Origin of the sequence: Halovenus salina (assembly GCF_026410925.1) — an archaeon.
Classification (GTDB): domain Archaea; phylum Halobacteriota; class Halobacteria; order Halobacteriales; family Haloarculaceae; genus Halovenus; species Halovenus salina.
The window spans coordinates 1,310,163-1,332,769 of record NZ_CP112972.1; the positions used below are offsets into that span (position 1 = coordinate 1,310,163).

The window sequence follows — 22,607 nt, forward strand, 5'->3', positions numbered from 1 at the left end:
TCCGTTTCAGTCCATTTCGGTCGATAAATCGAAACACGTCGAGACGTACTCGGAGAGTGTGTAAAATATAATATATATTCAGTCGAAGTTATATGAGAGGCGATAGTAAAGGACGTATGGCAACGTCAAACTCGAATCCGCTTGTACAGTGGTATGAAACCCGTGTCGGAACGTCCTCGACAGCAGACGAGGCACTCGGCTACTGGGTATTCGTTCTGGGCGTCATCACTGGTGTCGTCGGGATTGGGCTAATTCTGGTCAGTGGGGTAGAGTCAACCGAACGGGGCGCGGGCGCGATGCTCGCGGCGATTGCGTTGTTGCTGTTGCTCATCGGGCCGGTAATCAGGCTCCCCTTACGACGGGCCGCAACGCTGTTGTCGTATCTCGGCGCTGTGTTCTGTCTGCTCGCAGTCTCGTGGTTCTTTGTCGCCTATCCCGACGGTTTCGGCACGCAGTTCGACGGCCAGGAAGTCGAGATAATCGGCCTCTACGGGCTGGGTGTGCTGGCAATCGCCGCCGGCGGCATCTTCACCCCGCTGATGGTGAGTCCGCGCGAAGAACAGGAGGCCGCCGAGGCCCGGGCCGCAGAGGCCGAACGCGAGCGCGACGCCGCAATCGAAGAGGCAAAACAGCAGGCCACCGAGGCAGCCGAGGAGCGACGCGAGCGTGAAGCCCTCGAAGCAGAACTCCAACGCATTGAGGACAGCCAGTCACAGTTCGAGCTGTTCACCGACAAGGGCGGCAAACACCGCTGGCGGCTCCGCCACCGCAACCGCAACGTCATCGCCGACAGCGCACAGGGGTACGCCTCCCGTCAGAAGGCACAGCAGGGCCTGAGCGCTGTCAAACGTGACGTCGTCGGCGCTGGCGTCGTCGACCTCGATAAGATAGAGGACGTAGAGGTCACCGAGCCAGACGAGGGTGTCGAAGCGGACGCCCCCGAGTTCGTCGAGACCGCCGAGAGCAAGGCAACCTTCGAGACCTACGAGGACAACGAGGGCAAACATCGCTGGCGACTTCTCCACGACAACGGAAACATCATCGCGGCCAGCGGCGAGGGGTACACCGCCCCGGGAAGCCGAGACGACGCAGTCGAGCGCGTTCGACAGTACGTCCAGTCTGCGGACTATCTCAAGCTCGACCCATCGGCGTTCGAACTCTACCGCGACAGCGCCGGCCAGTACCGCTGGCGGCTGCTCCACAAGAACGGCAACATCCTGGCCGACAGCGGCCAGGGGTACGCTTCCCGCCAGAAGGCCCGCCAGGGCATCGACAGCGTCCAGTCCAACGTCGGCGACGACAGCAAAGCCGAGTTCGAGACCTACGAGGACAACGGGGGCGACTACCGCTGGCGGCTCGTCCACAACAACGGCAACATCATCGCAGACGGCGGCGAAGGGTACGCCAGCAAGAGCGGCGCGGAAGACGCGGTGGTTCGCGTCCGTGAGTACGCGCCCGAGTCACACGTTCTCGACGTCGGCAGCGCCGCCTTCGAGGTCTACGAGGATGCGGCCGGCGAGTGGCGCTGGCAGCTCCGTCACCGCAACGGCAATCTGATGGCAAACAGCGGCGAGGGGTACGCCTCCCGCACCGGTGCCGAGGACGGCATCCACAGCGTCAAACACAACGGCCCGAACGCCGACGTAGAGTAACACCCGGTAGGAGTGAAACGCCTTTGTCGCCGGCCCACCACATTTGGGGTATGGGATACAGCTGTCCGGTCTGTGACGACCCACAGGCCGACGCGCGCCACCTCGCGAATCACCTGGCTTTCACCGCCCTCGTCCGTGGCGGCGACCACGAGGCGTGGCTCGACGAGCACGTCCCCGACTGGGAGTCGATGGGCGAGGAGGATCTCGCGCCGGAGGTCACAGAACACGCCGACGAAACCGAGTATCCGCAGGTGTTCGAAGACACAGCGGAGTCTCACGACCACCAACACAAGGGTCAGGCTGAGTCGGACATCCCCGATGACGTGCCTGTGGCCGACCTGCCTGACCAGGGCGACCTCTCGGCGGAGGCAGCAGATGCCGTCGAGCGTGCCCGGGAGCTGACCAGACAGCGCCACGAGGACGACGAGGGAAAGGAAAGCCAGTAGTGACCGGCAACAAACCATCGGGCATGGAGACAGACGGGCTGTTCGCCCCGGAGACGGCAGCCGAGGCAAACGCACAGTTCGAGACCCTCGCCCCGGCAGCGAGCGAGGTCGTCCGTGCCGTCGCCAAGGAGATGGGATTCGACACCGGCGAGTACGACGACCGCGTCACCGGCGAGGTCATCGAGACGGCACGCGAGGCGCTGTACGCCTCTCTGCTCGAAGTCCGAATCGGTGACCGTGAGGAGTACTACGAGTGGTGTGACGACCACGAGTGCGAGCCGGTCGAGGTTGGGAGTCAAAACGTCGACCGCGTCGTGTGGCACGCCGCACCCTTCGCAGAGACTGCCGTCGCGGCAACTTTTCAGGAGGAGCGAGAGGCCGCAGTCGCCACACTCAGGCGGCAAGCCTTTGGTCGCCTCTACGCCGACATGCTGGAGGGACAGCGTGACTGACGAGTCTACGAACGAAGACGACTGGGAGGTGCTCGACTCTGTTGTGGAGTACGAGACCGGCTGGTACCAGGGCGGGTACGACCTGCTCGAACAGCCAGACGGCACCCAGAAAAAATACTACTGGGCCGAGATTCAGCCGGCGGTCGTCATCGTTGCCGTCGCCGACGACGAACTGGTCGTCGTCGAGCAGTTCAGACCCGCCATCGGCGAGCACTGCCTCGAACTGCCGGCTGGACTCGTCGAAGACGGCGAGTCATACACGACCGCTGGTGCACGCGAGCTCCGCGAGGAGACGGGGTTCGACCCCGCGGGCGTCTCGCTGCTCGAAGAGTTCTGGGTCGCGACCGGCGTGTTGCGCCACCGCCGCGGCATCGTCTTCGCCGAGGGACTCGAACCCGGTGTCCCCGAGCGCGACACCAACGAGTTTCTCTCTGTCGGGACTGTCCCAGTTTCGGAGGCGCTCGAACGTGCCCGGGCCGAGCCGGCGAACGACGCCACTATCGAGGGGATTCTACTCGCAGAGCACGAGGGGCTGCTCTGAGCGTTACAGAAGCTGTGCTCCCTCTCCGATTTCACTCTGGAACGCCCGAGCTTCGACGCCGCGGTCGTCGAAGGCCTCGACCATTGCGGCAGCCACGCGGCGCTTGAAGCCGTCGGAACAGACCGCGAGCACCCCCGGCCCGGCACCGCTTATCGTCACGCCCGTCGCGCCAGCATCGAGTGCCTGGTCGTGGACATGCTCGTAGCCGTCGATGAGTTTCGCTCTGGCCGGTGTGACCAGGTTATCGCACATGCCCTGGCCGACAAGGTAGGGGTCGTCCCGTTCCATTCCCGCGGTCAGTGTGGCGGCGTTGCCGACGGTCTCGACCATCTCCGTGAGGCGAGCGCCATCTGGCACAACCGCCCGGGCGTCGCCCGTCGAAACCACGATATCCGGCAGACAGACGACCAGCTCTAGGTCGGCCGGGACGTGCGTTACGCCCTCTGGCGTGGCGATGGTGAACCCGCCGAGCAGCGCTGGCGCGACGTTGTCCTCGTGGGCTTCGCCGGCGACGACCGCCTCGCCTTCGGCGGCAATCGGCACGAGTTCTTCCCGCGAGTATCCGCGGTCGTACAGCTCGTTCAACGCGAGCGCCGCCGCCGCCGCGCTGGCCGCCGACGAGCCGAGTCCCGACGCCGGCCGGACCCCCTTGTCGATACGGATGCGAGCCGGCGCATCAAGGGCGTCGACGACCGCGCCGACCGTGTTCTGTGCGGGGTCTTCTGGGATGTACTGGCTCCCGGCCCCGGTGACAGACAGCGTTGTCCGAGGGGCTTTCTCGACGCGGAGTACGTCTGCCGGCCCCGAGAGCGCCACCCCAAAGACATCGTAGCCGCTCCCGAGATTTGCGCTCGTCGCCGGTGCCCGGACGGTAAGCATACCCGTCCTTTCACCGGTGCCATAAAAAACCTGACGAGAGAGTACACCTGTCGACGACAGGTCCCCGTCCGTGGGTGGTCCGCGAGCAAGTGTTTTTCCTCCGGAATCCGTAGAATAGGCAGGTGATTTTCTCGATGGACGACCGCGTTCGGCGGACGACGCGTCGGGCGGCACTGCTCGGGTTTGTCGGCGCGCTCGGGACAGTCGCCGGCTGTCTGGGCGACGATGGAGCATCGACCCCTTCGGGCGGAACGCCGACCGGAGAGACACCGACCAGCGGTGGGAGCGACACGCCGAACGCGACGGCCACCCACGAGTTCGCTGTCGAGACTGTGACCGAAGCAGTCGACGCCCCTTGGGGTATGTCCTTTCTCCCCCGCGAGAGCCAGCTACTCGTGACCGAGCGCGGGGGGCGTCTCTCGCTTATCGACCACGAGACAGGCGAGCTGACGCCAGTCGATGGAGCGCCCGCAGTGTTCGCCGGCGGCCAGGGTGGGCTGCTCGACGTGACACTTCATCCAGACTTTCCCGACCCATCCTGGGTATATCTCACATACAGCGTGGCTAACGACCAGAGCGAGACCGCGACAGCGCTCGGGCGGGGACGGTTACGGGTCGATTCGGCATCGCTCGAAGATTTCGAGCGGCTCCACGTCGCGGAGCCGTACGTCGACTCGGCTGGTCACTTCGGCTCGCGGACCGTCTTCGGACAGAGCGGACGGCTCTACATGACCACAGGGGACCGCCAGTTCAAGAACTTCGGGGTCGACCACGTTTCCCAGGACCGGACGAACGAACTCGGGGCAGTCCTCCGGCTGAGGCCCGACGGCTCGATACCCGAGGACAATCCCTTCGTCGGGGACGAGGCCGCGGTCGACTCGCTGTACAGCTACGGCCACCGGAATCCGCAGGGACTCATGCGCCACCCCGAGACCGGTGACATCTGGGAGACCGAACACGGCGAGCGAGACGGCGACGAAATCAACCGCCTCCAGGCCGGCGGCAACTACGGCTGGCCGGTGGCGAGTACTGCCTGTAACTACGGCACTGACGACCCCGTCGGCGACGACCACTTCGAGCGGGACGACGTCGTTGCGCCGGTCTACTACTGGGAGTGTGGAACTGGTGGGTTCCCGCCCGCCGGCGGGACCTTCTACGACGGCGACGCCTTCCCGAACTGGCAGGGTGACCTGTTCGTCGGTAACCTCGCCGGCGCGTATCTCGGGCGACTGGTCGTCACCGACCCCGGCGGCGACCCGAGCGTGACCGAAGCCGACCCACTGCTTGACGGACGGGACTGGCGTATCCGGGATGTTACAGTAGCTCCTGACACCGGCCATCTCTACGTCGCTGTCGACGCCGACGGCGGTCCAATCGTGCGGCTCGTGCCGGCTTGACCCCAAGGCCACAGACGTTCTTAAGCGAGTGCGTCGAGCGTCGCCTGTAGTTGGTCGACGAGAAAGAGGCGGACAAGCAACACGAACAACAAAAAGACAACGGCGTAGACGACGGCTGCTTCTCGGCGGCGCTCAAAAAAGCCCCGCACGGTCATCTCCCGTCCCGCGTAGACCACGTAGTCGGCGACGGCAAACGCCGAGATGGAGCCGACCAGCCACATCGAGGCCTGTGTCGCCGGGGTGTGCGGAACGAGCATCGCCACCATCGCCACGAACTGGAGGTTGGTCACGGCTTTGCCGAGACGGCTCGCCCTGATGTCTTCCGGCTCCATCGCCAACAGCGGCGTCGACAGTCCTAACAGGAGAATGAACCCGTCCCTGGCGAAAAAGAGAGCGAGGTACTCGAAGCCGAGGTCAGTCCGGGGGAACAACACGGCAACGAGCAACAGCGCGACAAGCTTGTCGAAGGCCGGGTCGAGGACAGCACCGAGTTCGGTCGCCTGGTCGAGTCGGCGGGCGAGCCAGCCGTCGAGGCCGTCTGTCGCGACGATGAGAGCGAAGACCGGATACTGCCAGAGCGTATCGAGGACGGCGACGAGAACGAGAAATAGCGGCAGCCGGGCGACGGTCACCAGATTCGGGACCGTCCAGATTTCGTCTGCCCGCTCGCGCCAGTCGATGTCCATGGCGTGTCGTGCCGCTGGTAGCGTAATGTATTTCCCGATTTCTCCGCTCAGCGACAGCTCCAGCGGGACAGCGTTGTGTCGCGGTCGCCGCTGGGCTTTTTATTACGGCATGTGAATGTACCACTATGACAGAGCCAGAGCCCGTAACGATGACAGACGAGGAGTGTGACGCGCTACTCGCCCGGAGAGCCAGCGGCGTCCTCTCGCTGACGACCGCCGCCGACGAGCCGCCCCACTCGATTCCGGTTTCGTTCGGCTACGACAGCATGACCTCCACGTTTTACTTCCGGCTTGCGGACGCAGACAGCCAGAAGGGAGAGCTTGCCGGCCGTCCCGCCTCGCTTGTCACCTACGACCGGGAGGAAAAATACCAGAGTGTCGTCGCCAGCGGCACCCTGGAGCCAACCGACGAAGAAAGCGGGACGGAGGCGCTGGCGGGATTCGAGCGTGTCACCATCCCCTACGTGGACATCCACGGCGAGCCACCGGCCGACGTGGAGTTCGAGTTCTATCGGCTCGTCGCCGACCGGCTTACCGGTCGCAAAGAGACGACGACAGAGCTGTGACCGTTCCCGGAGCGCGGGACCAACCCTGGCCTTCATACGCCAGTCCTGAGAACATCCACGTATGACCACTCGCGTACTCGTCCCCTACGACACGTCCGAACAGGCAAGCTACGCGCTCGAACACGCACTCGGTGAGTTCGATGACGCCGAAATCGTCCTCGAACACGTTATCGAGCCCTTTACTAACTACACCGGTGCCGGCGGCTACGACACCACGCGGTACAAACAGGAACTGGAGAACGCAGAGGAGATGCTGGAGACGGTCTGTGACCGCTACGATGACGACCGCATCGAGACGCTGGTCCACTACGGCCGTCCGGTACACAAGGTTCTTCAGACAATCGACGAAGAGGACATCGACACGGTCGTCATCGGAAGCCACGGCCGGGACGGGGCAACTCGACTGTTGCTCGGCAGTGTCGCCGAAACCGTCGCTCGTCGCTCACCGGTTCCGGTGACGGTCGTCAGACAGCCCGCCGACTCCTACGAGACGCCCGAGCGCATTCTCGTCCCCTTCGAGGGTTCAGAGACATCGGAACACGCGCTGCAGTACGCGCTGGACCACTTCGAGGACGCAACTGTCACGGCGCTGTACGTCGCCGTCCCTGCCAAGGGTGATATCGGCACTGTCGAGGACGCCTTCGACGCCCTCGAAAACTGGGACGACGAACGGACCGCTCACGTCGAGTCGATACTCTCGGCCGCCGAAACTGTCGCCGCAGACAACGACCGGACAGTTGAGACCCGGAGCGTCGACGGTACGCCCGAAGATGCTCTCGTCGAGTTCGCAGAGCAAGAGAACGTCGACCGAGTCGTGCTCGGCTCGACGGGTCGTGACGGCCTCAGTCGTCTGCTTCTCGGAAGTGTCGCCGAAACCGTCGTCCGCCGCTCGCCCGTCTCCGTCACGGTCGTGAAGTGAGCTACGTGTGCGTCGACCCGCCGTCGACGACGAGTGACTCACCGTTGACGTACCCGCTCTGGTCGCTCGCCAGATACAGCGCCGCGTCGGCGATATCTTCGGGCTGTCCGAACTCGCGCATCGGGACCGTCTGGAGGAACGCCTCCTCGCTCTCGCCGCCGATTATCGGCACGTCTTCGGTGACCATCGACGTCTCGATGATACCCGGATGGATTGCATTGACACGGACGCCCTCGGGGCCGTATTTATCGGCTAGCGAGTAGGTCATCAGCCTGACTGCACCCTTCGAGGTACAGTACGAGACGAAGTCGCCCGACCCTTCGAGGCCTGCCACGCTGGAGAGGTTGATGACCCGCCCGCCCTCATCGAGAAGCTGGTCGATAAGCGCCTGCGTGAGGAAGTAGACGGCCTTGACGTTGACGGCCATCAGCTGGTCGAATTCCTCCTCGGTCACCTCAGAGAACTCCTCGCCACGGAAGATGCCCGCATTGTTGACAAGCACGTCTGCACCGCCCATCTCCGCCGCCGTCGTCGCCACCGTCTGGCGGTCGTCTTGTTCTGTCACGTCACAGTCGACGAACCTCGCGTCTGAATCCGTCTCCTGGGTGATTCGTTCGTGTGTCGGCGTACCGCCTGTGCGTGGCTCTGTCCGGAGGTCGGCAACCACGATGTCGGCTCCGGCGTCGGCAAGCGATAGACAGATTTCCCGTCCGATACCACTCGAGCCGCCGGTTACGACCGCTACCTCTCCGCTCAGGTCTGGTTGGCTCATACGTTACAGTACGTGCGGAGTCGACAAAAGCGACGCTCACGTTACCAGCGTCTGAGAATAACAGCCCAAAACGTCGACCAGCAGCACCGACGCGGCACCGTCAGCAGCTTCGCAGCGTTCGCGTTTTGCAGGGTCGCGGGACTTGTTTGGCGACGTTCCCGGTGTTCTGACGGTAGAACCGTCAGAGTACGAGACACGCGCTGTGTGAGTGTCTCGATGTTCTGGCGGCGAAGCCGCCGGCGTCAAGACGCTCTCTACGAGAGCTTCTCTATGTTCTCGACGACCGCCTCGGCGAACTCGGAGGTGGCGAGCTTCTCGCCGCCCTCGATCTGGCGTTCGAGGTCGTAGGTGACCTGCTTCGAGGAGATGGTCTCCTCGACGGCGTCTTTGACGAGCTGGGCGGCGTCGCCCCAGCCCATGTAATCGAACATCAGGACACCCGAGAGAATCATCGCGGTCGGGTTGACCTTGTCCTGGCCGGCGTACTTGGGCGCGGAGCCGTGGACCGGCTCGGCGAGACAGCGGGCGTCACCGAAGTTGGCACCCGGCGCGATGCCGAGGCCACCTATCTGTGCGCCACAGGCGTCGGAGATGTAGTCACCGTTGAGGTTCATCGTCGCCAGCACGTCGTACTCGTCGGTCCGGGTCAGAACCTGCTGGAGCATGTTGTCGGCGATACGGTCGTTGACGACGACTGCGTCGTCAGGCTGCTCGCCGTCGCGCTCCTCCCAGAGCGTGTCCTCGGTGATGACCTCGTCGCCGTACTCCTCTTGGGCAACCTCGTAGCCCCAGTCGCGGAACTGGCCCTCGGTGAACTTCATGATGTTCCCCTTGTGGACCAGCGTCACAGAGTCGCGGTCGTGTTCGAGCGCGTAGTCGATGGCGCGCCGGATGAGCCGCTTGGAGCCGAACTCAGTGATTGGTTTGACACCGATACCCACATCGCCGCTGTGGATGGTGTCGTCGAATCCCATGTCATCTTCGACGAACTCACGGACCTCCTCGACCTCGTCGGTTCCTGCTTCCCACTCGATGCCGGCGTAGACGTCCTCCGTATTCTCGCGGAAGGTGACCATGTCCATCTGCTTGGGCTCGGAGACGGGCGACGGGACACCGTCGAGGTGGTACGTCGGTCGGACGTTTGCGTAGAAGTCGAGCGTCTTGCGCAGCGCCACGTTCAGCGAGCGAAAGCCAGCGCCGACGGGCGTCGTCAGCGGTCCCTTGATAGCGACGCGGAACTCCTCGATGGCGTTGACGGTATCCTCGGGGAGGTTCTCGTCGTACATCTCGCGGGCGGTCTCGCCGGCGTAGATCCGCATCCAGGCGATGTCACGGCCGGTCGCATTGGCCGCGGCTTCGAGCACCTGCTGTGCGGCAGGACCGACGTCGGTTCCGATACCGTCACCGTGCAGGATTGGGATGATCGGCGTGTCGGGAACCTCGAACTCGTCGGCCTCCTCGTCGATTACCTCGATCGGTTCGCCCTCGTCGGGCACGTCGATTTTGTCGAACTCCATATGGAAGACGGTTCGCTACCCGCAGTAAAGTAACCCCCGTTTTCGCTCTGGCATGAGATATGTCCTCACGAACGAGGAGAAATGAGACGGGAACAGCGGCGTTAAGAGCCGGGGTTTCCAGGCACATCGTATGCACGTAGTCGTCCACGGCGGCGCGGGAAGCGACCCACGGGAACCGGAGCCACGACAGGAGACCCTCGACGAGGCTGCGGCCACGGGGAAATCGGCCACGACCCCGACAGACGCGGTTGTCGAGGCGACCCGGGTTCTCGAATCCGGGCCGCGGTTCAACGCCGGCGTCGGCGGGGCAGTCCAGAGCGATGGCCAGATTCGAACCGACGCTGGGCTGATGACTGGGGATGGGACGACAGGCGGTGCCTGTTCGATGCCGGGTGTCGAGCACGCTGTCGAAGTCGCCCGCGTCGTCGCCGAGGAGACGCCACACATCATGATTTCTGGCGAACACGCGCTCTCGGTTGCCGAAGCCTTCGACGTGGCGACCGACCGTGACCTCTGGACCGAGCGGAGCCAGACGCGGTGGGACGAACTCGACCCAGTCGAGAGCGACGACCCCCGAGATCACCTCTCGTGGCTCGAAGAGAAGTTCGGCGGCAGCGACACCGTCGGCGCAGTCGCGAGCGACGGCGAGCGCGTGGCGGCCGCGACGTCGACGGGCGGCCGGTGGTGTGCGATGGCCGGTCGGGTCGGTGACGTCCCACAGGTCGGTTCGGGGTTTTATGCCACCGAGAACGCCGCGGTTAGTACGACTGGTGCGGGCGAGGAAATCGCCAAATTCGGTCTCGCACGCCGCGTTGCCGACGCTATCGAGGGCGGGGAGACGCCGGCCGGGGCGACCGACCGCCTCATCCAAGAGTTCGACGAAACAACCGACGCGAGTGCGGGCATCATCGCCGTCGATACCGAGGGCCAGACCGGCGAGGCCTTCAACTCCAGTGCGATGCAGACCGCGACAGACCACACGTAGCGCGGGGCGGGAACGGTACGCCTATGGCCCCCTCAGCCAAAGGAGACGTATGAGCACCGACGTGGACCTCGACGGCGAGCAGTACGAGAAACACAGAGAGGCCGGCGAGATACTCCAGACGGTCCGCGAAGAGGCAGTCGAACGCATCGAGGTCGGCGCGAGTCACCTCGAATTGGTCGAACACGTCGAGTCGCGCATCCGGGAACTCGGCGCGGAGCCGGCCTTCCCGATGAACGTCTGTGTCGACGAGGAGGCAGCCCACGGCACGCCGAGCATCGACGACGACTCGACGTTTGGCGAGGAGATGATAAACATCGACATCGGCGTCCACGTCGACGGCTGGATTGCCGACGCCGCAATCACGGTCGACCTCTCGGGGAACGACGAACTTGTCGAGGCGTCGGCAGAAGCACTGGACGCGGCCATCGAGATGGTCGAGCCGGGCATCGACACGGGCGTTCTCGGCGACGTTATCGGCCGGACCATCGAGGGCTACGGCTACCAGCCGGTCGTCAACCTGACCGGCCACGGCCTCGGCCACTACGAACAGCACACCTCGCCGAACATCCCGAACAAGAAGATTCCTGAGGGAGTCGAGCTGGAGGTCGGCGACGTGGTCGCAATCGAGCCCTTCGCCACAGACGGCCGCGGGCGCGTCGGCGAGGGTAACGCTGAACAGATTTTTGCACTGGAGAACGATAGTTCGGTCCGGAACCGCAAGGCACGGGAGGCGCTCGACCAGATTACCGAGGAGTTCCAGACGCTCCCGTTCGCGACCCGCTGGCTCGATGTCGACCGCCCCGAGATGACGCTCCGACGGCTCAAACAGCGTGACATCGTTCACGGCTACCCGATACTCAAAGAGAAGAAAGGCAGTCTCGTCAGCCAGAAAGAGCACACGCTCATCGTCACCGACGACGGCTGTGAGGTCATTACGCGGTAGGCCGTTCTGACACGGTTGCCGCTTTCGTTTTCAGCAGCGTTCCTGTCGTTCCGGAGACAGCGTTACTCACAATCGTTATCAGAGTACAAGAACCATACTATGCTAATGGTGTTCGTCCAGAACGTGTTCCCCGCACTCGGTCTGGTCGGCGCATTCGTTTCGCTGGCGGTTGTGGTGCCGGCGGCCCGAAACCGCGAGAAACCCGGTGCGATTGGATTGTTGCTGGCTGGTCCGGGAGCAAGTCTGTTTTCGCTGTCGCTTGTCCTCTGGTGGCTGTCACTACCGGGCCTGGTCGGTTACATCGCGAACAACGCCGGCGTTCTTGGGGCGTTGCTGTTGACCTTTGGCTGGTTGCTCACAATTGTCGAACACACCGAGACCGTCCCACTGACACGGCGCGTGTTTATGACTGTGGGGTGTTATATCGCCGTCGTTCAGACACTCGTGCTCACGAACCCGTACCACCGGCTGTTTATTTATCCTGGATTTACGCTCCGGGCTGAGCCGCTTTTCGAACTGCCGGTTCGTCTGAACCTTGTGCATATCTTCGTGATGTACGTGGTCGGCCTCGGGGGCTGTCTCCTCCTCGTTAGCGATATCCTCGGTTCGTCGGGAACACGCCGTATGCAAAGCGGGACTCTGTTGCTCTCTATCTTCCCACCGCTTTTCCTGAACGTCCTTGCGGCGGTCCGCGTAACGGCCACCAATCTGACGCCGCTCGGGCTTGTCGTGACAACGCTCGGAATCGGATGGGCGGTGTTTCGAACCGACTTTCTCGATATCGTCCCCGTCGGTCGTACCCGTGCGGTCGAGAACATGCGCGACCCGGTGGTGACAATCGACACCGAAGAGCGGGTCATCGACGCCAACGCCGCCGCCCGAGAGTTGGCAGGCGTCAACTCAGAATGGGAAGGGATGGCAGCTTCGGCGTTTTTCGAGCCGTTTCCCGAACTAGTCAGCAGGCTCCAGTCCGGCGACGAGACCGGTGAGACCGTCACCGTCACACACCAGGGACGACAGCGAGATTTCAGTCTCACCGTCTCGCCGATTAGCCGCCAGCAGGGGCAGGAACTCGGGCGCGTCGTCGTCTTCCGCGAGGTGACGTTGCTGAAAGAGCGCGAACAACAACTCGATTTGCTCAGGCGCGTCCAGTCGCGGGTCCTCCGACACAACATCCGTAACGAGCTCGACGTTATTACCGCACAGAACGAGGTGTTGGCAGCCGAGCTTGGCGGCGACCACGCAGAAATGGCCGAAACGACGCTATCAAGCGCGGACCGACTCCTCTCGGTCAGCTCGAAGGCACGCACCGCCGAGGAACTCGTCGAGCACGACCAGACGCCGACGACGGTCGACCTCACCGAGACGGCCAGGTCGGTCGTCGACAGCTGCCGCGAGACGTTTCCGGGCGTCTCGTTCAGCGTTGACACGCCGTCGGCCTGTCGCGTCGAAACGCTACCGGCGATAGAGCTGGCGCTCCAAAATCTCGTCGAGAACGCCGCCGAACACAACACTACACCCAGTCCTGAAGTCGCGGTGACGGTCGCCACGGCTGACGAGGAGGTTGTCGTCACGGTCTCGGATAACGGGCCAGGAATCCCCGAGCAGGAACTCGCTGTCCGCGAGAAAGGGGCGGAGACGCCGCTGGAACACGGCAGAGGCGTCGGCCTGTGGGTCGTCGACTGGGTCGTCGAGAGTTCGGGCGCGACGCTCAGCTTCGACACTGGCGAAGCGGGCACAACGGCCACGCTCGCGCTCGGGCGGAGCCGGTCCAAGGGAAGGTGACCCAGCGGCGTCCTCTGCCGTTGCTCAGTCGAGCAGGTCGTTCGTGTAGAGGTCAGCGACGTCGACCTCGTCTGCGGGGATGTGGTCGCCGTCGATGGTGGTCAGAATATCCTCGTCGGCCAGCCACTCGACGAACGCCGCCCAGCGCTCAGCCGCCATTTGTCCCCACGCTCCGTCCGCTGTGAGGTAGTTGTTGGCGAGCCGGCGCTGGCTCTCGACTAGGAAGTCGTGGTCGTCAAGCGTCTCGGGTCCCTCGGCTGTCTCGCCGAGAATCCTGGCGGCTTCCGCTGGCTGTTCGGCGGCGAACTCGTAGCCCCGGCCCGTTGCCTCCAGGAACCGACGGAGGTCCTCGTCGCGGCTCTCGATGGTATCTGGGCGGGCAAGCATCACCGGGGTGTAGCCGTACGGAACACCGTAGTCATCGAGATAGAAGGGGGTCAAATCGATGCCATCGCGCTCGGCCAGCACGCCCTCCCAAGGCATGAACACCCAGGTGGCGTCGGACTCGCCGTCGACAAGCGTGTTCCAGATGCCCAGCTTCGGTGGGGTCGTAATCTCGATGTCGCCGTCGCCGCCGTCGTTTCTGACGAGCTGTTCGACAATGTGGTCCTCAAAGCGCGCGTCGTAGGAGGCGTAGGTCCGGCCGTCGAGGTCTGCCGGGCGGTCGATGTCGCTGTCGCCGAGTGCGACGATTGCGCTTGTATCCTGCTGGCAGACCGCGGCGACGGCCGTCAGCGACTCGTAGTCGGGATGGGTGTGGTAACTCAGTGCGCTCTCTGAGGGTGCAATCGCGAGCGTCGACGCGCCGGTCGCAGCCCGCTTTGCGGGCGTCTGTTCGTAGTCGTCTTCGCCGGGGGACCGGATCTGCACGTCCAGTCCCGCGTCGTCGTAGTATCCCTCGGCCTGAGCGACGTAGATTCCCGAATGGTTGGTGTTCGGCGTCCAGTCGAGTGCGAGTTCGATATCTGACATCGACGGCTCTTCGGGACCAAGAAATATAATCGGCAGGTATGACTGCGTTGTACTCGACCATCCTCGGGGCTGGAGACCCCGGAAACCTTTGAGCAGTGGCCCCGAATCGGGGAATATGGAACAGGTGTTCGCGCCGTGGCGCATCGATTGGGTCGAACGCAGCGATAAGAACGAGGCTTTCGAGGACTGTGTGTTCTGTGAACTGCCGGACCACGACGACGACCGAGAGAATCATCTACTGGCGCGTGGCGACTGTGCGTACGTGTTGCTCAACAACTATCCCTACAACCCCGGCCACGCGATGGTCATCCCCCACCAGCATACCGGCGCGTACCAGGACCTCGACCCGGACGAACTGCTCGCTGTCGACAGACTCCTCCAGCGGACGCTGGATGCGATGGACGATGCCTTCGCCCCGGACGGATACAACGTCGGCTACAACCTCGGCGGCGACGCGGCAGGGGGGTCGATCGACGACCACCTGCACGCCCACGTCGTCCCGCGGTGGTCCGGCGACACCAATTTCATGCCGGTCATCGGCGAGACGAACGTCATCGTCGAGGCCGTCGACGACTCCTACGAACGCCTGCACGACGCCCTCGCGGCTCAGGACGGCACGACCACACTAGACGAGCAGTCCGCTGTCGTCATCGAGAGTTCGCGGGAGTAACCGTTCTCGCTAAGCCTGTACCGAAAACGGTTTTCTGGTCCGAACGCATCGAAATGGTATGAATTTCGGCGTCATCAGCACGGCCAACATCGGCCGCAAGCGCGTCATTCCGGCGATTCAAAGGACCGATGCGACCGTCCAGGCAATCGCGTCTCGCGAGCAGGCCCGTGCCGAGGAGGTTGCTGCCGACCTTGATATTCCGCGTGCCTACGGCTCCTACGAGGAGTTGCTCGAAGACGATGACCTGAATGCCGTCTACAATCCGCTTCCGAACAGCCTTCACGCCAAGTGGACCAAACGAGCGGCCGACGCCGGGTTGGACGTGCTTTGTGAGAAGCCACTCGCTGTCGACGCCGACCAAGCCCGCGAGATGGTCGGCTACTGCGACGACCAGAATGTGACGCTCATGGAGGCGTTCATGTACCGGTACCACCCCCGGACCGAGCGCGCCGTCGAGGTAGCGGACAGCTACCTCGGCGAGATTCGACGCGTTGACGCGCAGTTTCACTTCGCGCTTCCCGAGGGGTACAACGTTCGGCTGGACCCTGCCCTCGCGGGCGGGAGCCTGATGGACGTGGGCTGTTATGCCGTCACGGCGGCGCGGCTCTTTCTCGGGGAGCCGGAATCAGCCTACGCAACGGCCGTCGACCGACGTGACTGTGGCGTCGAGACGAGCCTGACAGGCCTGCTTGAATTCACCGGCGACAGGACCGCAACTGTCTCCGCCGGCTTTGGCGAGTCCGTCCACCAGTACAGGGTCCTCGGCACAGAGGGGCACCTGGAGGTCGACCGGGCCTTTGTCCCCGACGGCGAGACGACACTGCGGTACACCGTCGGCGGGCGGACTGTCGAGGAGATGTACGACCCCGTCGACCAGTACCGACTCGAAGTCGAGGCGTTCATCAAGGCCGTCGAGTCCGGCAACCCACCGCGGACCGACGGCACGGAGGCTATCAAGACGATGCGTGTCGTCGACGCGCTCTACGAGAGTGTCGACCGTGGCGAACCGGCTTCGCTCTAAGCGAGGCTGTGGCTTTAGTTTCGTCTCGCGCTATGTCGAGATATGTCGCTTCCATCGGGCGTACACGCCCTGCCACAGACCGTCGAGCACGGCGAGATGACGACGACAGTCCACCCGGCCGCAGTCGAGACAGAGGCGGGATTGCTTCTCGTCGATGTCGGTTTTCCCGGACAGACCGACCAGATTGTATCGGCGCTGGCCGAGGCTGGCTTCGACTGGTCGTCGGTCGCCGGTATCGTCCTCACCCACCAAGACGGCGACCACGCCGGCTCGCTCGCCTCTGTTCTCGACGAGACAGACGCAGTCGTCTACGCACACGAGGAGTGTGCACCCTACGTCGACGGCAGCAAAGAGCCGATAAAGTCACCCGACGGTGAGCGGTACCCGCCGGCACGAGTCGACGTCGAACTCGTCGACGGTGTTACCTTCCAGACGGCGGCGGGGCCGATGGAGGTGGTGTTCACGCCGGGTCACGCGCCCGGACACATCTCGCTGTACTTTCCGGACAGGTCCTTCCTCATCGCCGGCGACGCGCTCACCGCAACAGACGGCAGACTCCAGGGACCAGACCAGCGCTACACACCGGAGATGGACGAGGCACTGGGCTCGGCGCGGGACCTCGCCGAGCGCGATATCGACGAGGTGCTGTGTTATCACGGCGGGCCCGTCGGCGACGGAGACGAGCGAATCGCACGACTGGTCGAGGAGTTGTCTTAGGCCTGTGCCGAGAGACGGCCGCTGCCAGCATACACGAACAAGAGCGCACCGACGAGGACCGCCACATCGAGGAGGAACGCTGGAACTGAGAGCATCCCCTCTCCGAACAGACCCGCGGCGATAAGGACGAGTGCAACGGTCGCCGGGCCGGGATTGGCTGCCAACTGGCCGAGAAACGCCCGGAGTCCCCAGTATCCCGATTTCAGCGACAAGACGAGTGTCGCTCCGAGCGGACGGTTGCCGTCTGGATTCTCGGTGGCCTCGAACGCGGTGAACTCCGCTGTCGGAACAGCATACACCTCTCCGGTGTGAACTCGCCGACCGTCGGCGTCACCGACCCGGAGGACCGTCACGGCCTCCTCGGTGGTGCCGACGACACGGTAGATACCCTGTGGGTAGTCACCTCCAACTGGGCGATAATGGTCGTAGATAGCTGACTCTGTCATTGCTGTCCCCTATCGTGGCAGTCGCGCTTTAGCCCATCGGAGACGCGGTCGGAGCAAGCGATTGGACTCTCCAGTACCCGAACAGCAAACTGTGCCTGGCCGGTACCCCCCTGTATGGTTGCTCAATCGGACCGATCTGGAGACGCCGGGTGGTACCGTCCGTGTTCCACCAGGCGGCGGTTATCTCGTGGAAGCCAGCCACGCAAACAGATAGGAGGGCGGAAATGAACACCGAGCCGACCGTCCTCGTTGTTGGCGGTGGCGCAACGGGGGCCGGAATTGCGCGTGACCTCGCGTTGCGCGGCGTAGATGTGCTTCTCGTCGAGCGGGGCGGGCTGGGTACAGGAACCACAGGGCGTTCGCACGGACTCCTCCACAGCGGCGCTCGTTACGCCGAAGCCGACGCGACCGGAGCGCGTGAGTGTCTCACAGAGAATCGAGTCCTCCAGGATATCGCCGGAGCGTGCGTTCGCGAGACAGGCGGGCTGTTCGTCCGGCTCGAAAACGACGACCCCGACTACTTCGAGGCGAAACTGCGTGCGTGCAGGGAGGTCGACATCCCGACCGAACGACTCGACGCCGACACGGCCCGCGAGCGTGTCCCCGACCTCTCGGATGCAGTCGTCGAGGCGTTCGAGGTTCCGGACGGGACCATCTTCCCGTCGCGGCTGGTCGCGGCAAACGCGGCCGACGCCGCCGAAAACGGCGCGACAATCCGCACACAAACACCGGTCGAGGGCATCGATGTCACGGACGGGAAAGTCGACGGTGTTCGCCTCGGCGGCCAAACAGAGACCACGGTGAACCCGACATGTGTCGTCAACGCCACCGGTGCGTGGGCCGGAAAGATTGCCGACATGGCGGGCCTCAGACTCGAGATGGCACCGAGCCGTGGTGTGATGGTCGCGGTTGAGTACGACGGTCTCGGCCCGGTATTGAACCGATGTCGCGAACCGAGCGACGGTGATATCATCGTTCCACACCGCCAGACGGCTGTCGTCGGAACGACGAGCGTGCCCGTCACTGACCCGGACGGATACGACACCGCCGAGTGGGAGGTCGAACGAGCAATCGAAGAGTGTGCTGCGATGGTACCAGCGGTTGCCGAGGCGACAGAACACAGGCGGTGGTGGGGCGTTCGGCCGCTGTATGCTCCAGACGAGGCTGGGACAGACAGACGCGGTATCTCACGTGGGTTCACGCTGCTCGACCACGGGCGTGAGAGTATTGCGAATTTCTACAGCGTCGTCGGCGGAAAACTCACCACCTACCGGGAGATGGCTGAGGTGACCGCCGACCGCGTCTGTGAACAACTTGGGGTCGACGAGCCCTGTCTGACGGCCTCAGAGCGACTCCCCGGAGCCGACGACCCTGAGCGCCTCGACAGATTCGTCGACAGGTACGGCGGCCCAAATCCGGCAGACGCCGAGGGACACAGCGACTAATCTCAGCGTGGTCAACGCACTTTTCGGCGGAGCGATGCCGAGACAACTTCGCTGACGACGACGATTGCGAGAATCGCGAGCAGTATCGTCAGCACGCGCTGCCACTGGAAGAAGTTGATTGCCGTGTTGAGTTCGACGCCGACACCGCCGGCACCGACGAAACCGATGATTGTCGACGAGCGGACGTTGATGTCCCACCGGTAGGTAGAGATCCCGATGAACGCGGGCTTAATCTGCGGTGCGATGCCGTAGATTGCGACCTCTATCGGGTTCGCGCCGGTCGCTTTCATCGCCTCCACCTGTCCGGGGTCAATCTCCTCGATTGCCTCGGCGATTAGCTTCGAACAGAAGCCAATCGAGCGCACCGCAATCGCGAGGACGCCGGCCAGAACGCCAGAGCCGAAGATAATGACGAACAGCAGCGCCCAGATAATCACGTTTACCGACCGGGAAAACGAGATAAGTAGCTTCCCGACGGTAAACCCCAGCTTGTTCGGCGAGGTGTTCGATGCACCTAACAACGCCACCGGAATCGAGAGGACGACGGCCAGTGCTGTCCCGAGAACCGCGATATGGATTGTTTCGATGAGTGGACCGATGATATCGCTGGTATAGGCCGTGTCTGGCGGATACATGCGATAGACCAGGTCCATGAACTCCGCTGGTGCGGTCTCGACGTAGTTGTAGTTCACGTTGAGAGCCCGCCAAGAAGCCGCCGCCACGACGAACGCGAGCAAGATCAAAACGTACCGGCCCAATCGCTGTCGAGGCGTCCGTCGGTCCCAGGAGGTGTACTCTTCGCTCATTGTATCCGCCCCCGTATGTACGTACTCACGAGTTCACCGAGGACGACGACGGCCACGATTGCCAGCACAATCGTCAAAAAGAAGTCGTAGTCGTACTTGTCGAAGGCGTTCAGTAGTGTCGACCCGATACCGCCAGCGCCGACGATACCGACGATGGTGCTGTGTCGGATGTTGATATCCCAGCGATAGATGGTCAGCCCGACAGCGCGGGGTAACACCTGTGGGACGACACCGAACAGCAGCGTCTGTGTCCGGTTCGCGCCGGTCGCCTCGACGGCTTCTTTCTGACCGGTGTCGATGTCCTCGATTTCTTCTGCCAGCAGCTTCGCCCAGAAGCCGACCGTCTTGTACGACAGCGCGATGACGCCCGCGAGCGCCCCGATACCCACCGCCTTGACGGCGATGATGGCGATGATAAGTTCGTGAAACGCACGCGAGACAGTAATCAGGCCACGGCCGAGCCAGTAGACTGGCCTGGGCGCGATGTTCTCTGCGGCCATGAACGCGACGGGAATCGAGATGAGAACGCCGATTATCGTCGCAACAACAGCCATCGCCATCGACTCGACCATCCCTTCGACCAGTAACTCCCGCTTGAACGGCGTGAGTTCTGGCGGAACCATATCGGTGAGCAGGCCGGCGGCAGCGTTCCATCCGCCGACGAGTCGGTCGAACGAGATGCGCATACTCCAGGCGCTCCACAGGAGGAAGCCGGCAATAACGAGATAGACCGCCCACTTCACGTAGTGGTTGTAGAAGACAGTCGGCCGCTGCCAGTCGCGTTGCTCTGTCGTCGCCATATCAGCTTCTCCTGATTTCGCCCGGCTGTGGGTCCGTTTCGGGCGTGTCCGCCGGTTCGACCTTGCCGGTGGGTCCGGCTCCTGCGGGAATCTCCTCGCCGCGGTAAATCTGGCCTTTCGCCGTCTCATCGAGTTCAGTTGGCGTCCCCTCGAAGACCAGTTTGCCCTCCCGGAGCCCGGCGATTCGGTTGGCGTACTCCTCTGCCAGGTCGACCTCGTGGATGTTTATGAGGAGTGGGATGTCGTCTTCGGCAGCAATCTCGGTGAGCAGGTCCATCACCGCCCGGGATGTCTCGGGGTCGAGGCTGCTGGTCGGTTCGTCGACCAGCAGAATCTTGGGTCGCTGCAAGACGGCGCGTGCGATGCCGACGCGTTGACGCTGTCCCCCCGACAGCTCGTCAGCCCGGTTGTTCTCGTGACCGCCGAGACCGACGCGGTCGAGCACCTCGTAGGCACGTTCGATGTCTTCGTCGGCGAAGTTCCGCCGGAACGCGTTCCAGGTGCTCGTATACCCCAGCCGCCCAGAGAGGACGTTCTCCATGACGGTCAGGCGCTCGACAAGATTGTACTCCTGAAATATCATCCCGATGTCTCGGCGCGCCTTCCGGAGTTTCTTCCCGGAGAGGTCCGTTATCTCGATGTCGTCGAGAACCACACTCCCGCCGCTGGGCTCGGTCAGCCGGTTCACACAGCGGATGAACGTGCTCTTGCCAGCCCCGCTTGGCCCAATCATTGCGACAGTCTCGCTCCCAGTCACCTCCAGCGAGACGCCGGTCAACGCCTCCTCGCCTGACGAATATGTCTTCCGTAGGTCTGTTACAGAAAGCATGAACGATGTGAATCTGCTCCGTTTTGCTCTGTGTTATGTTACCAACGTGACGCCCATATCAGTCATTCCGAGAGGTTTCCGGTCTCGTATGTGACATCGAGGCTCTCCTGTATCTGGAGAATGATGTCCCAGACTGTGGCGTAATCGATTTCGACCCAGGTGCCACGCCCCTCGAACTCCTCGGCGATGGCGGTGTCCTGATAGTCGTAATCGAGGAACGCGGTCCGGACTCCCTCCTGAATGTCGGGGTGCAGCGTGTTCACATACGAGAACGCCGTCGTCGGGAACGGCTCGGAAGCCCAGATGCACTTGATGTTGTCCCCGTCAATCTGCCCGTCACGGATGACGCGAGCGATACAGGTCGAACAGACCGGTGCAGCCTCGTAATCGTCCTTTGCGACGCCGAGAGAGCTCTGCTGGTGGCCCCCGGAGTAGCTCACCGTGTAGTCCTCTTCGGGCTGCACTCCCTGGTTGGCAAACAGCGCGCGCGGTGCAAGATTCCCCGAGTTCGAGGACGGGTCCGCGTGTGCGACGTTCTGTTTCGGCTCACCAGAGAGGGCCGACAGCTCACCGATTTCTTCGTTGTCCACCTGCGTAATCAGCCAGAGCCGATAGCCAAATGAGCCCCCTTCACCGTCAATCTGAACGCCGAACGGCACCGCGTTGGCGATGTTGACGGCGTACGGGACCGAACCAGTCGAGAAGCCAGCGAGGTGGAGCCGTTCCGACCGCATCGCCTCGACCTGTGCGGCATAGGAGTCGAGCGGGGCGTAGTTCACGTCCTTGCCGGTCTCCTCCTCGATGTTGTCGAGCAGGGGCTCCAGCGTGTCCTCGTACACCGTTGGGTCCTCGGTCGGCGTCAGCGAGAACTGGAGCGTATCTGGGTTGAGTAAGTTGCCTTCGTCGTCGGGTGTTTCTGCGACCGGTTGCCCGTATCGTGGCTCGTCTCGCTGATTCTCCCGCATACGCTCCAGGTCGGCCATGGTTCCGGTCTCGAAGCCATCCTCGAGGAGCGTACTCGCCAACTGTGGGAACTTCGGGTCTGCCGGGTCGAAGTCCGGATACGTCGACGGGTCGGTGTGGGCCGGAGCCGTGTCACTGTCGCCGTCACTGCTACCATTGCTTCCGTCGCTGTCACTGCCGTCGCTGCTGTCGTCCCCACCATCGCTGTCACTACCGTCGCTGCTACTTCCATCGCTGTTACCGTCATCCCCGTCACTGCTGTCACCTGTACAGCCAGCCAATGCCAGTGCGCCGAGAGAGGTCGTGCCAGCAAGCACACGCCGTCGGGACACGTGCTCGAACACGCGATTACTATCGGATGTCACGAGAGAAATCAACAGCAGCGAGGGGTATTTTGT

At 63.3% G+C, this 22,607-nt stretch carries 24 protein-coding genes; 14 read left to right on the forward strand and 10 right to left on the reverse strand.

The window, feature by feature from the left end:
* Window positions 1-116 precede the first annotated feature (116 nt).
* Genes OSC37_RS06660 through OSC37_RS06675 form a run of 4 tightly spaced genes read left to right on the forward strand, consistent with a single transcriptional unit; the run spans window position 117 to window position 3,091 of the window.
* On the forward strand, window positions 117-1,652 hold the full coding sequence (locus tag OSC37_RS06660; protein WP_267163818.1) for a YegP family protein: 1,536 nt from the start codon (window positions 117-119) through the stop codon (window positions 1,650-1,652).
* A 50-nt stretch (window positions 1,653-1,702) separates the two neighbouring features.
* Entirely contained in the window at window positions 1,703-2,098 is a 396-nt protein-coding gene (locus OSC37_RS06665; RefSeq protein ID WP_267163819.1) for a DUF5810 domain-containing protein, read from the forward strand.
* Between the two features lie 23 nt (window positions 2,099-2,121).
* Window positions 2,122-2,550, forward strand: a complete 429-nt coding sequence (locus tag OSC37_RS06670) for a DUF5809 family protein (protein WP_267164157.1) — start codon at window positions 2,122-2,124, stop codon at window positions 2,548-2,550.
* Window positions 2,543-3,091 (forward strand): NUDIX hydrolase, encoded by a 549-nt coding sequence (locus OSC37_RS06675; RefSeq protein ID WP_267163820.1) that lies wholly within the window; start codon window positions 2,543-2,545, stop codon window positions 3,089-3,091. The genes OSC37_RS06670 and OSC37_RS06675 overlap by 8 nt, the downstream gene beginning before the upstream one ends.
* Before the next feature lie 3 nt (window positions 3,092-3,094).
* On the opposite strand, the gene OSC37_RS06680 is transcribed toward OSC37_RS06675, so the two are convergent.
* Window positions 3,095-3,970 (reverse strand): homoserine kinase, encoded by an 876-nt coding sequence (locus OSC37_RS06680; RefSeq protein ID WP_267163821.1) that lies wholly within the window; start codon window positions 3,968-3,970, stop codon window positions 3,095-3,097.
* Between the two features lie 134 nt (window positions 3,971-4,104).
* Here OSC37_RS06680 and OSC37_RS06685 point away from each other — a divergent pair, with 134 nt between their 5' ends.
* Entirely contained in the window at window positions 4,105-5,367 is a 1,263-nt protein-coding gene (locus OSC37_RS06685; RefSeq protein WP_267163822.1) for a PQQ-dependent sugar dehydrogenase, read from the forward strand.
* 20 nt (window positions 5,368-5,387) lie between these two features.
* On the opposite strand, the gene OSC37_RS06690 is transcribed toward OSC37_RS06685, so the two are convergent.
* The gene (locus OSC37_RS06690; RefSeq protein WP_267163823.1) at window positions 5,388-6,053 is read right to left on the reverse strand and encodes a CDP-alcohol phosphatidyltransferase family protein; all 666 of its coding nucleotides are present in this window, start codon (window positions 6,051-6,053) and stop codon (window positions 5,388-5,390) included.
* A gap of 125 nt (window positions 6,054-6,178) precedes the next feature.
* Here OSC37_RS06690 and OSC37_RS06695 point away from each other — a divergent pair, with 125 nt between their 5' ends.
* The gene (locus OSC37_RS06695; protein WP_267163824.1) at window positions 6,179-6,619 is read left to right on the forward strand and encodes a pyridoxamine 5'-phosphate oxidase family protein; all 441 of its coding nucleotides are present in this window, start codon (window positions 6,179-6,181) and stop codon (window positions 6,617-6,619) included.
* A gap of 61 nt (window positions 6,620-6,680) precedes the next feature.
* Window positions 6,681-7,538, forward strand: a complete 858-nt coding sequence (locus tag OSC37_RS06700) for a universal stress protein (RefSeq protein WP_267163825.1) — start codon at window positions 6,681-6,683, stop codon at window positions 7,536-7,538.
* A 1-nt stretch (window position 7,539) separates the two neighbouring features.
* Here the strand turns inward: OSC37_RS06700 and OSC37_RS06705 are convergent, their stop codons facing one another.
* Window positions 7,540-8,310 (reverse strand): SDR family oxidoreductase, encoded by a 771-nt coding sequence (locus OSC37_RS06705; RefSeq protein ID WP_267163826.1) that lies wholly within the window; start codon window positions 8,308-8,310, stop codon window positions 7,540-7,542.
* A gap of 254 nt (window positions 8,311-8,564) precedes the next feature.
* Window positions 8,565-9,827 carry an isocitrate dehydrogenase (NADP(+)) gene (gene icd, locus OSC37_RS06710; RefSeq protein ID WP_267163827.1) on the reverse strand — a complete coding sequence of 421 codons (1,263 nt, stop codon included), beginning with the start codon at window positions 9,825-9,827 and terminating at the stop codon, window positions 8,565-8,567.
* 130 nt (window positions 9,828-9,957) lie between these two features.
* On the opposite strand from icd, the gene OSC37_RS06715 reads away from it, so the two are divergent.
* The 3 genes from OSC37_RS06715 to OSC37_RS06725 all read left to right on the forward strand — a co-directional run bounded on the left by OSC37_RS06715 (window position 9,958) and on the right by OSC37_RS06725 (window position 13,540).
* Window positions 9,958-10,812 (forward strand): isoaspartyl peptidase/L-asparaginase, encoded by an 855-nt coding sequence (locus OSC37_RS06715; RefSeq protein ID WP_267163828.1) that lies wholly within the window; start codon window positions 9,958-9,960, stop codon window positions 10,810-10,812.
* A 49-nt stretch (window positions 10,813-10,861) separates the two neighbouring features.
* On the forward strand, window positions 10,862-11,755 hold the full coding sequence (map, locus tag OSC37_RS06720) for a type II methionyl aminopeptidase (protein ID WP_267163829.1): 894 nt from the start codon (window positions 10,862-10,864) through the stop codon (window positions 11,753-11,755).
* A 105-nt stretch (window positions 11,756-11,860) separates the two neighbouring features.
* Window positions 11,861-13,540, forward strand: a complete 1,680-nt coding sequence (locus tag OSC37_RS06725; protein ID WP_267163830.1) for a sensor histidine kinase — start codon at window positions 11,861-11,863, stop codon at window positions 13,538-13,540.
* 24 nt (window positions 13,541-13,564) lie between these two features.
* On the opposite strand, the gene OSC37_RS06730 is transcribed toward OSC37_RS06725, so the two are convergent.
* On the reverse strand, window positions 13,565-14,512 hold the full coding sequence (locus tag OSC37_RS06730) for an ABC transporter substrate-binding protein (RefSeq protein ID WP_267163831.1): 948 nt from the start codon (window positions 14,510-14,512) through the stop codon (window positions 13,565-13,567).
* A 115-nt stretch (window positions 14,513-14,627) separates the two neighbouring features.
* Between OSC37_RS06730 and OSC37_RS06735 the strand changes: the two genes are divergently transcribed.
* The 3 genes from OSC37_RS06735 to OSC37_RS06745 are packed head-to-tail and all read left to right on the forward strand — an operon-like array spanning window position 14,628 to window position 16,920.
* On the forward strand, window positions 14,628-15,182 hold the full coding sequence (locus OSC37_RS06735) for an HIT family protein (protein WP_267163832.1): 555 nt from the start codon (window positions 14,628-14,630) through the stop codon (window positions 15,180-15,182).
* Between the two features lie 58 nt (window positions 15,183-15,240).
* Window positions 15,241-16,203 carry a Gfo/Idh/MocA family protein gene (locus OSC37_RS06740; protein ID WP_267163833.1) on the forward strand — a complete coding sequence of 321 codons (963 nt, stop codon included), beginning with the start codon at window positions 15,241-15,243 and terminating at the stop codon, window positions 16,201-16,203.
* A 42-nt stretch (window positions 16,204-16,245) separates the two neighbouring features.
* Window positions 16,246-16,920 carry an MBL fold metallo-hydrolase gene (locus tag OSC37_RS06745; RefSeq protein ID WP_267163834.1) on the forward strand — a complete coding sequence of 225 codons (675 nt, stop codon included), beginning with the start codon at window positions 16,246-16,248 and terminating at the stop codon, window positions 16,918-16,920.
* Here OSC37_RS06745 and OSC37_RS06750 read toward each other — a convergent pair.
* Window positions 16,917-17,366, reverse strand: a complete 450-nt coding sequence (locus OSC37_RS06750) for a hypothetical protein (protein ID WP_267163835.1) — start codon at window positions 17,364-17,366, stop codon at window positions 16,917-16,919. The two genes, OSC37_RS06745 and OSC37_RS06750, sit on opposite strands and share 4 nt — an antisense overlap.
* Before the next feature lie 224 nt (window positions 17,367-17,590).
* Between OSC37_RS06750 and OSC37_RS06755 the strand changes: the two genes are divergently transcribed.
* The gene (locus OSC37_RS06755) at window positions 17,591-18,811 is read left to right on the forward strand and encodes an FAD-dependent oxidoreductase (RefSeq protein ID WP_267163836.1); all 1,221 of its coding nucleotides are present in this window, start codon (window positions 17,591-17,593) and stop codon (window positions 18,809-18,811) included.
* A gap of 11 nt (window positions 18,812-18,822) precedes the next feature.
* Here OSC37_RS06755 and phnE (OSC37_RS06760) read toward each other — a convergent pair whose 3' ends face one another.
* From phnE (OSC37_RS06760) to phnD, 4 genes are all read right to left on the reverse strand, one after another.
* On the reverse strand, window positions 18,823-19,617 hold the full coding sequence (gene phnE / locus OSC37_RS06760; protein ID WP_267163837.1) for a phosphonate ABC transporter, permease protein PhnE: 795 nt from the start codon (window positions 19,615-19,617) through the stop codon (window positions 18,823-18,825).
* Window positions 19,614-20,417, reverse strand: a complete 804-nt coding sequence (gene phnE, locus OSC37_RS06765) for a phosphonate ABC transporter, permease protein PhnE (RefSeq protein ID WP_267163838.1) — start codon at window positions 20,415-20,417, stop codon at window positions 19,614-19,616. Before phnE (OSC37_RS06765) ends, phnE (OSC37_RS06760) begins: the two co-directional genes overlap by 4 nt.
* Window position 20,418: 1 nt before the next feature.
* Window positions 20,419-21,246, reverse strand: a complete 828-nt coding sequence (phnC, locus tag OSC37_RS06770) for a phosphonate ABC transporter ATP-binding protein (RefSeq protein ID WP_267163839.1) — start codon at window positions 21,244-21,246, stop codon at window positions 20,419-20,421.
* Between the two features lie 62 nt (window positions 21,247-21,308).
* Window positions 21,309-22,574 carry a phosphate/phosphite/phosphonate ABC transporter substrate-binding protein gene (gene phnD / locus OSC37_RS06775; RefSeq protein ID WP_267163840.1) on the reverse strand — a complete coding sequence of 422 codons (1,266 nt, stop codon included), beginning with the start codon at window positions 22,572-22,574 and terminating at the stop codon, window positions 21,309-21,311.
* Window positions 22,575-22,607 lie beyond the last annotated feature (33 nt).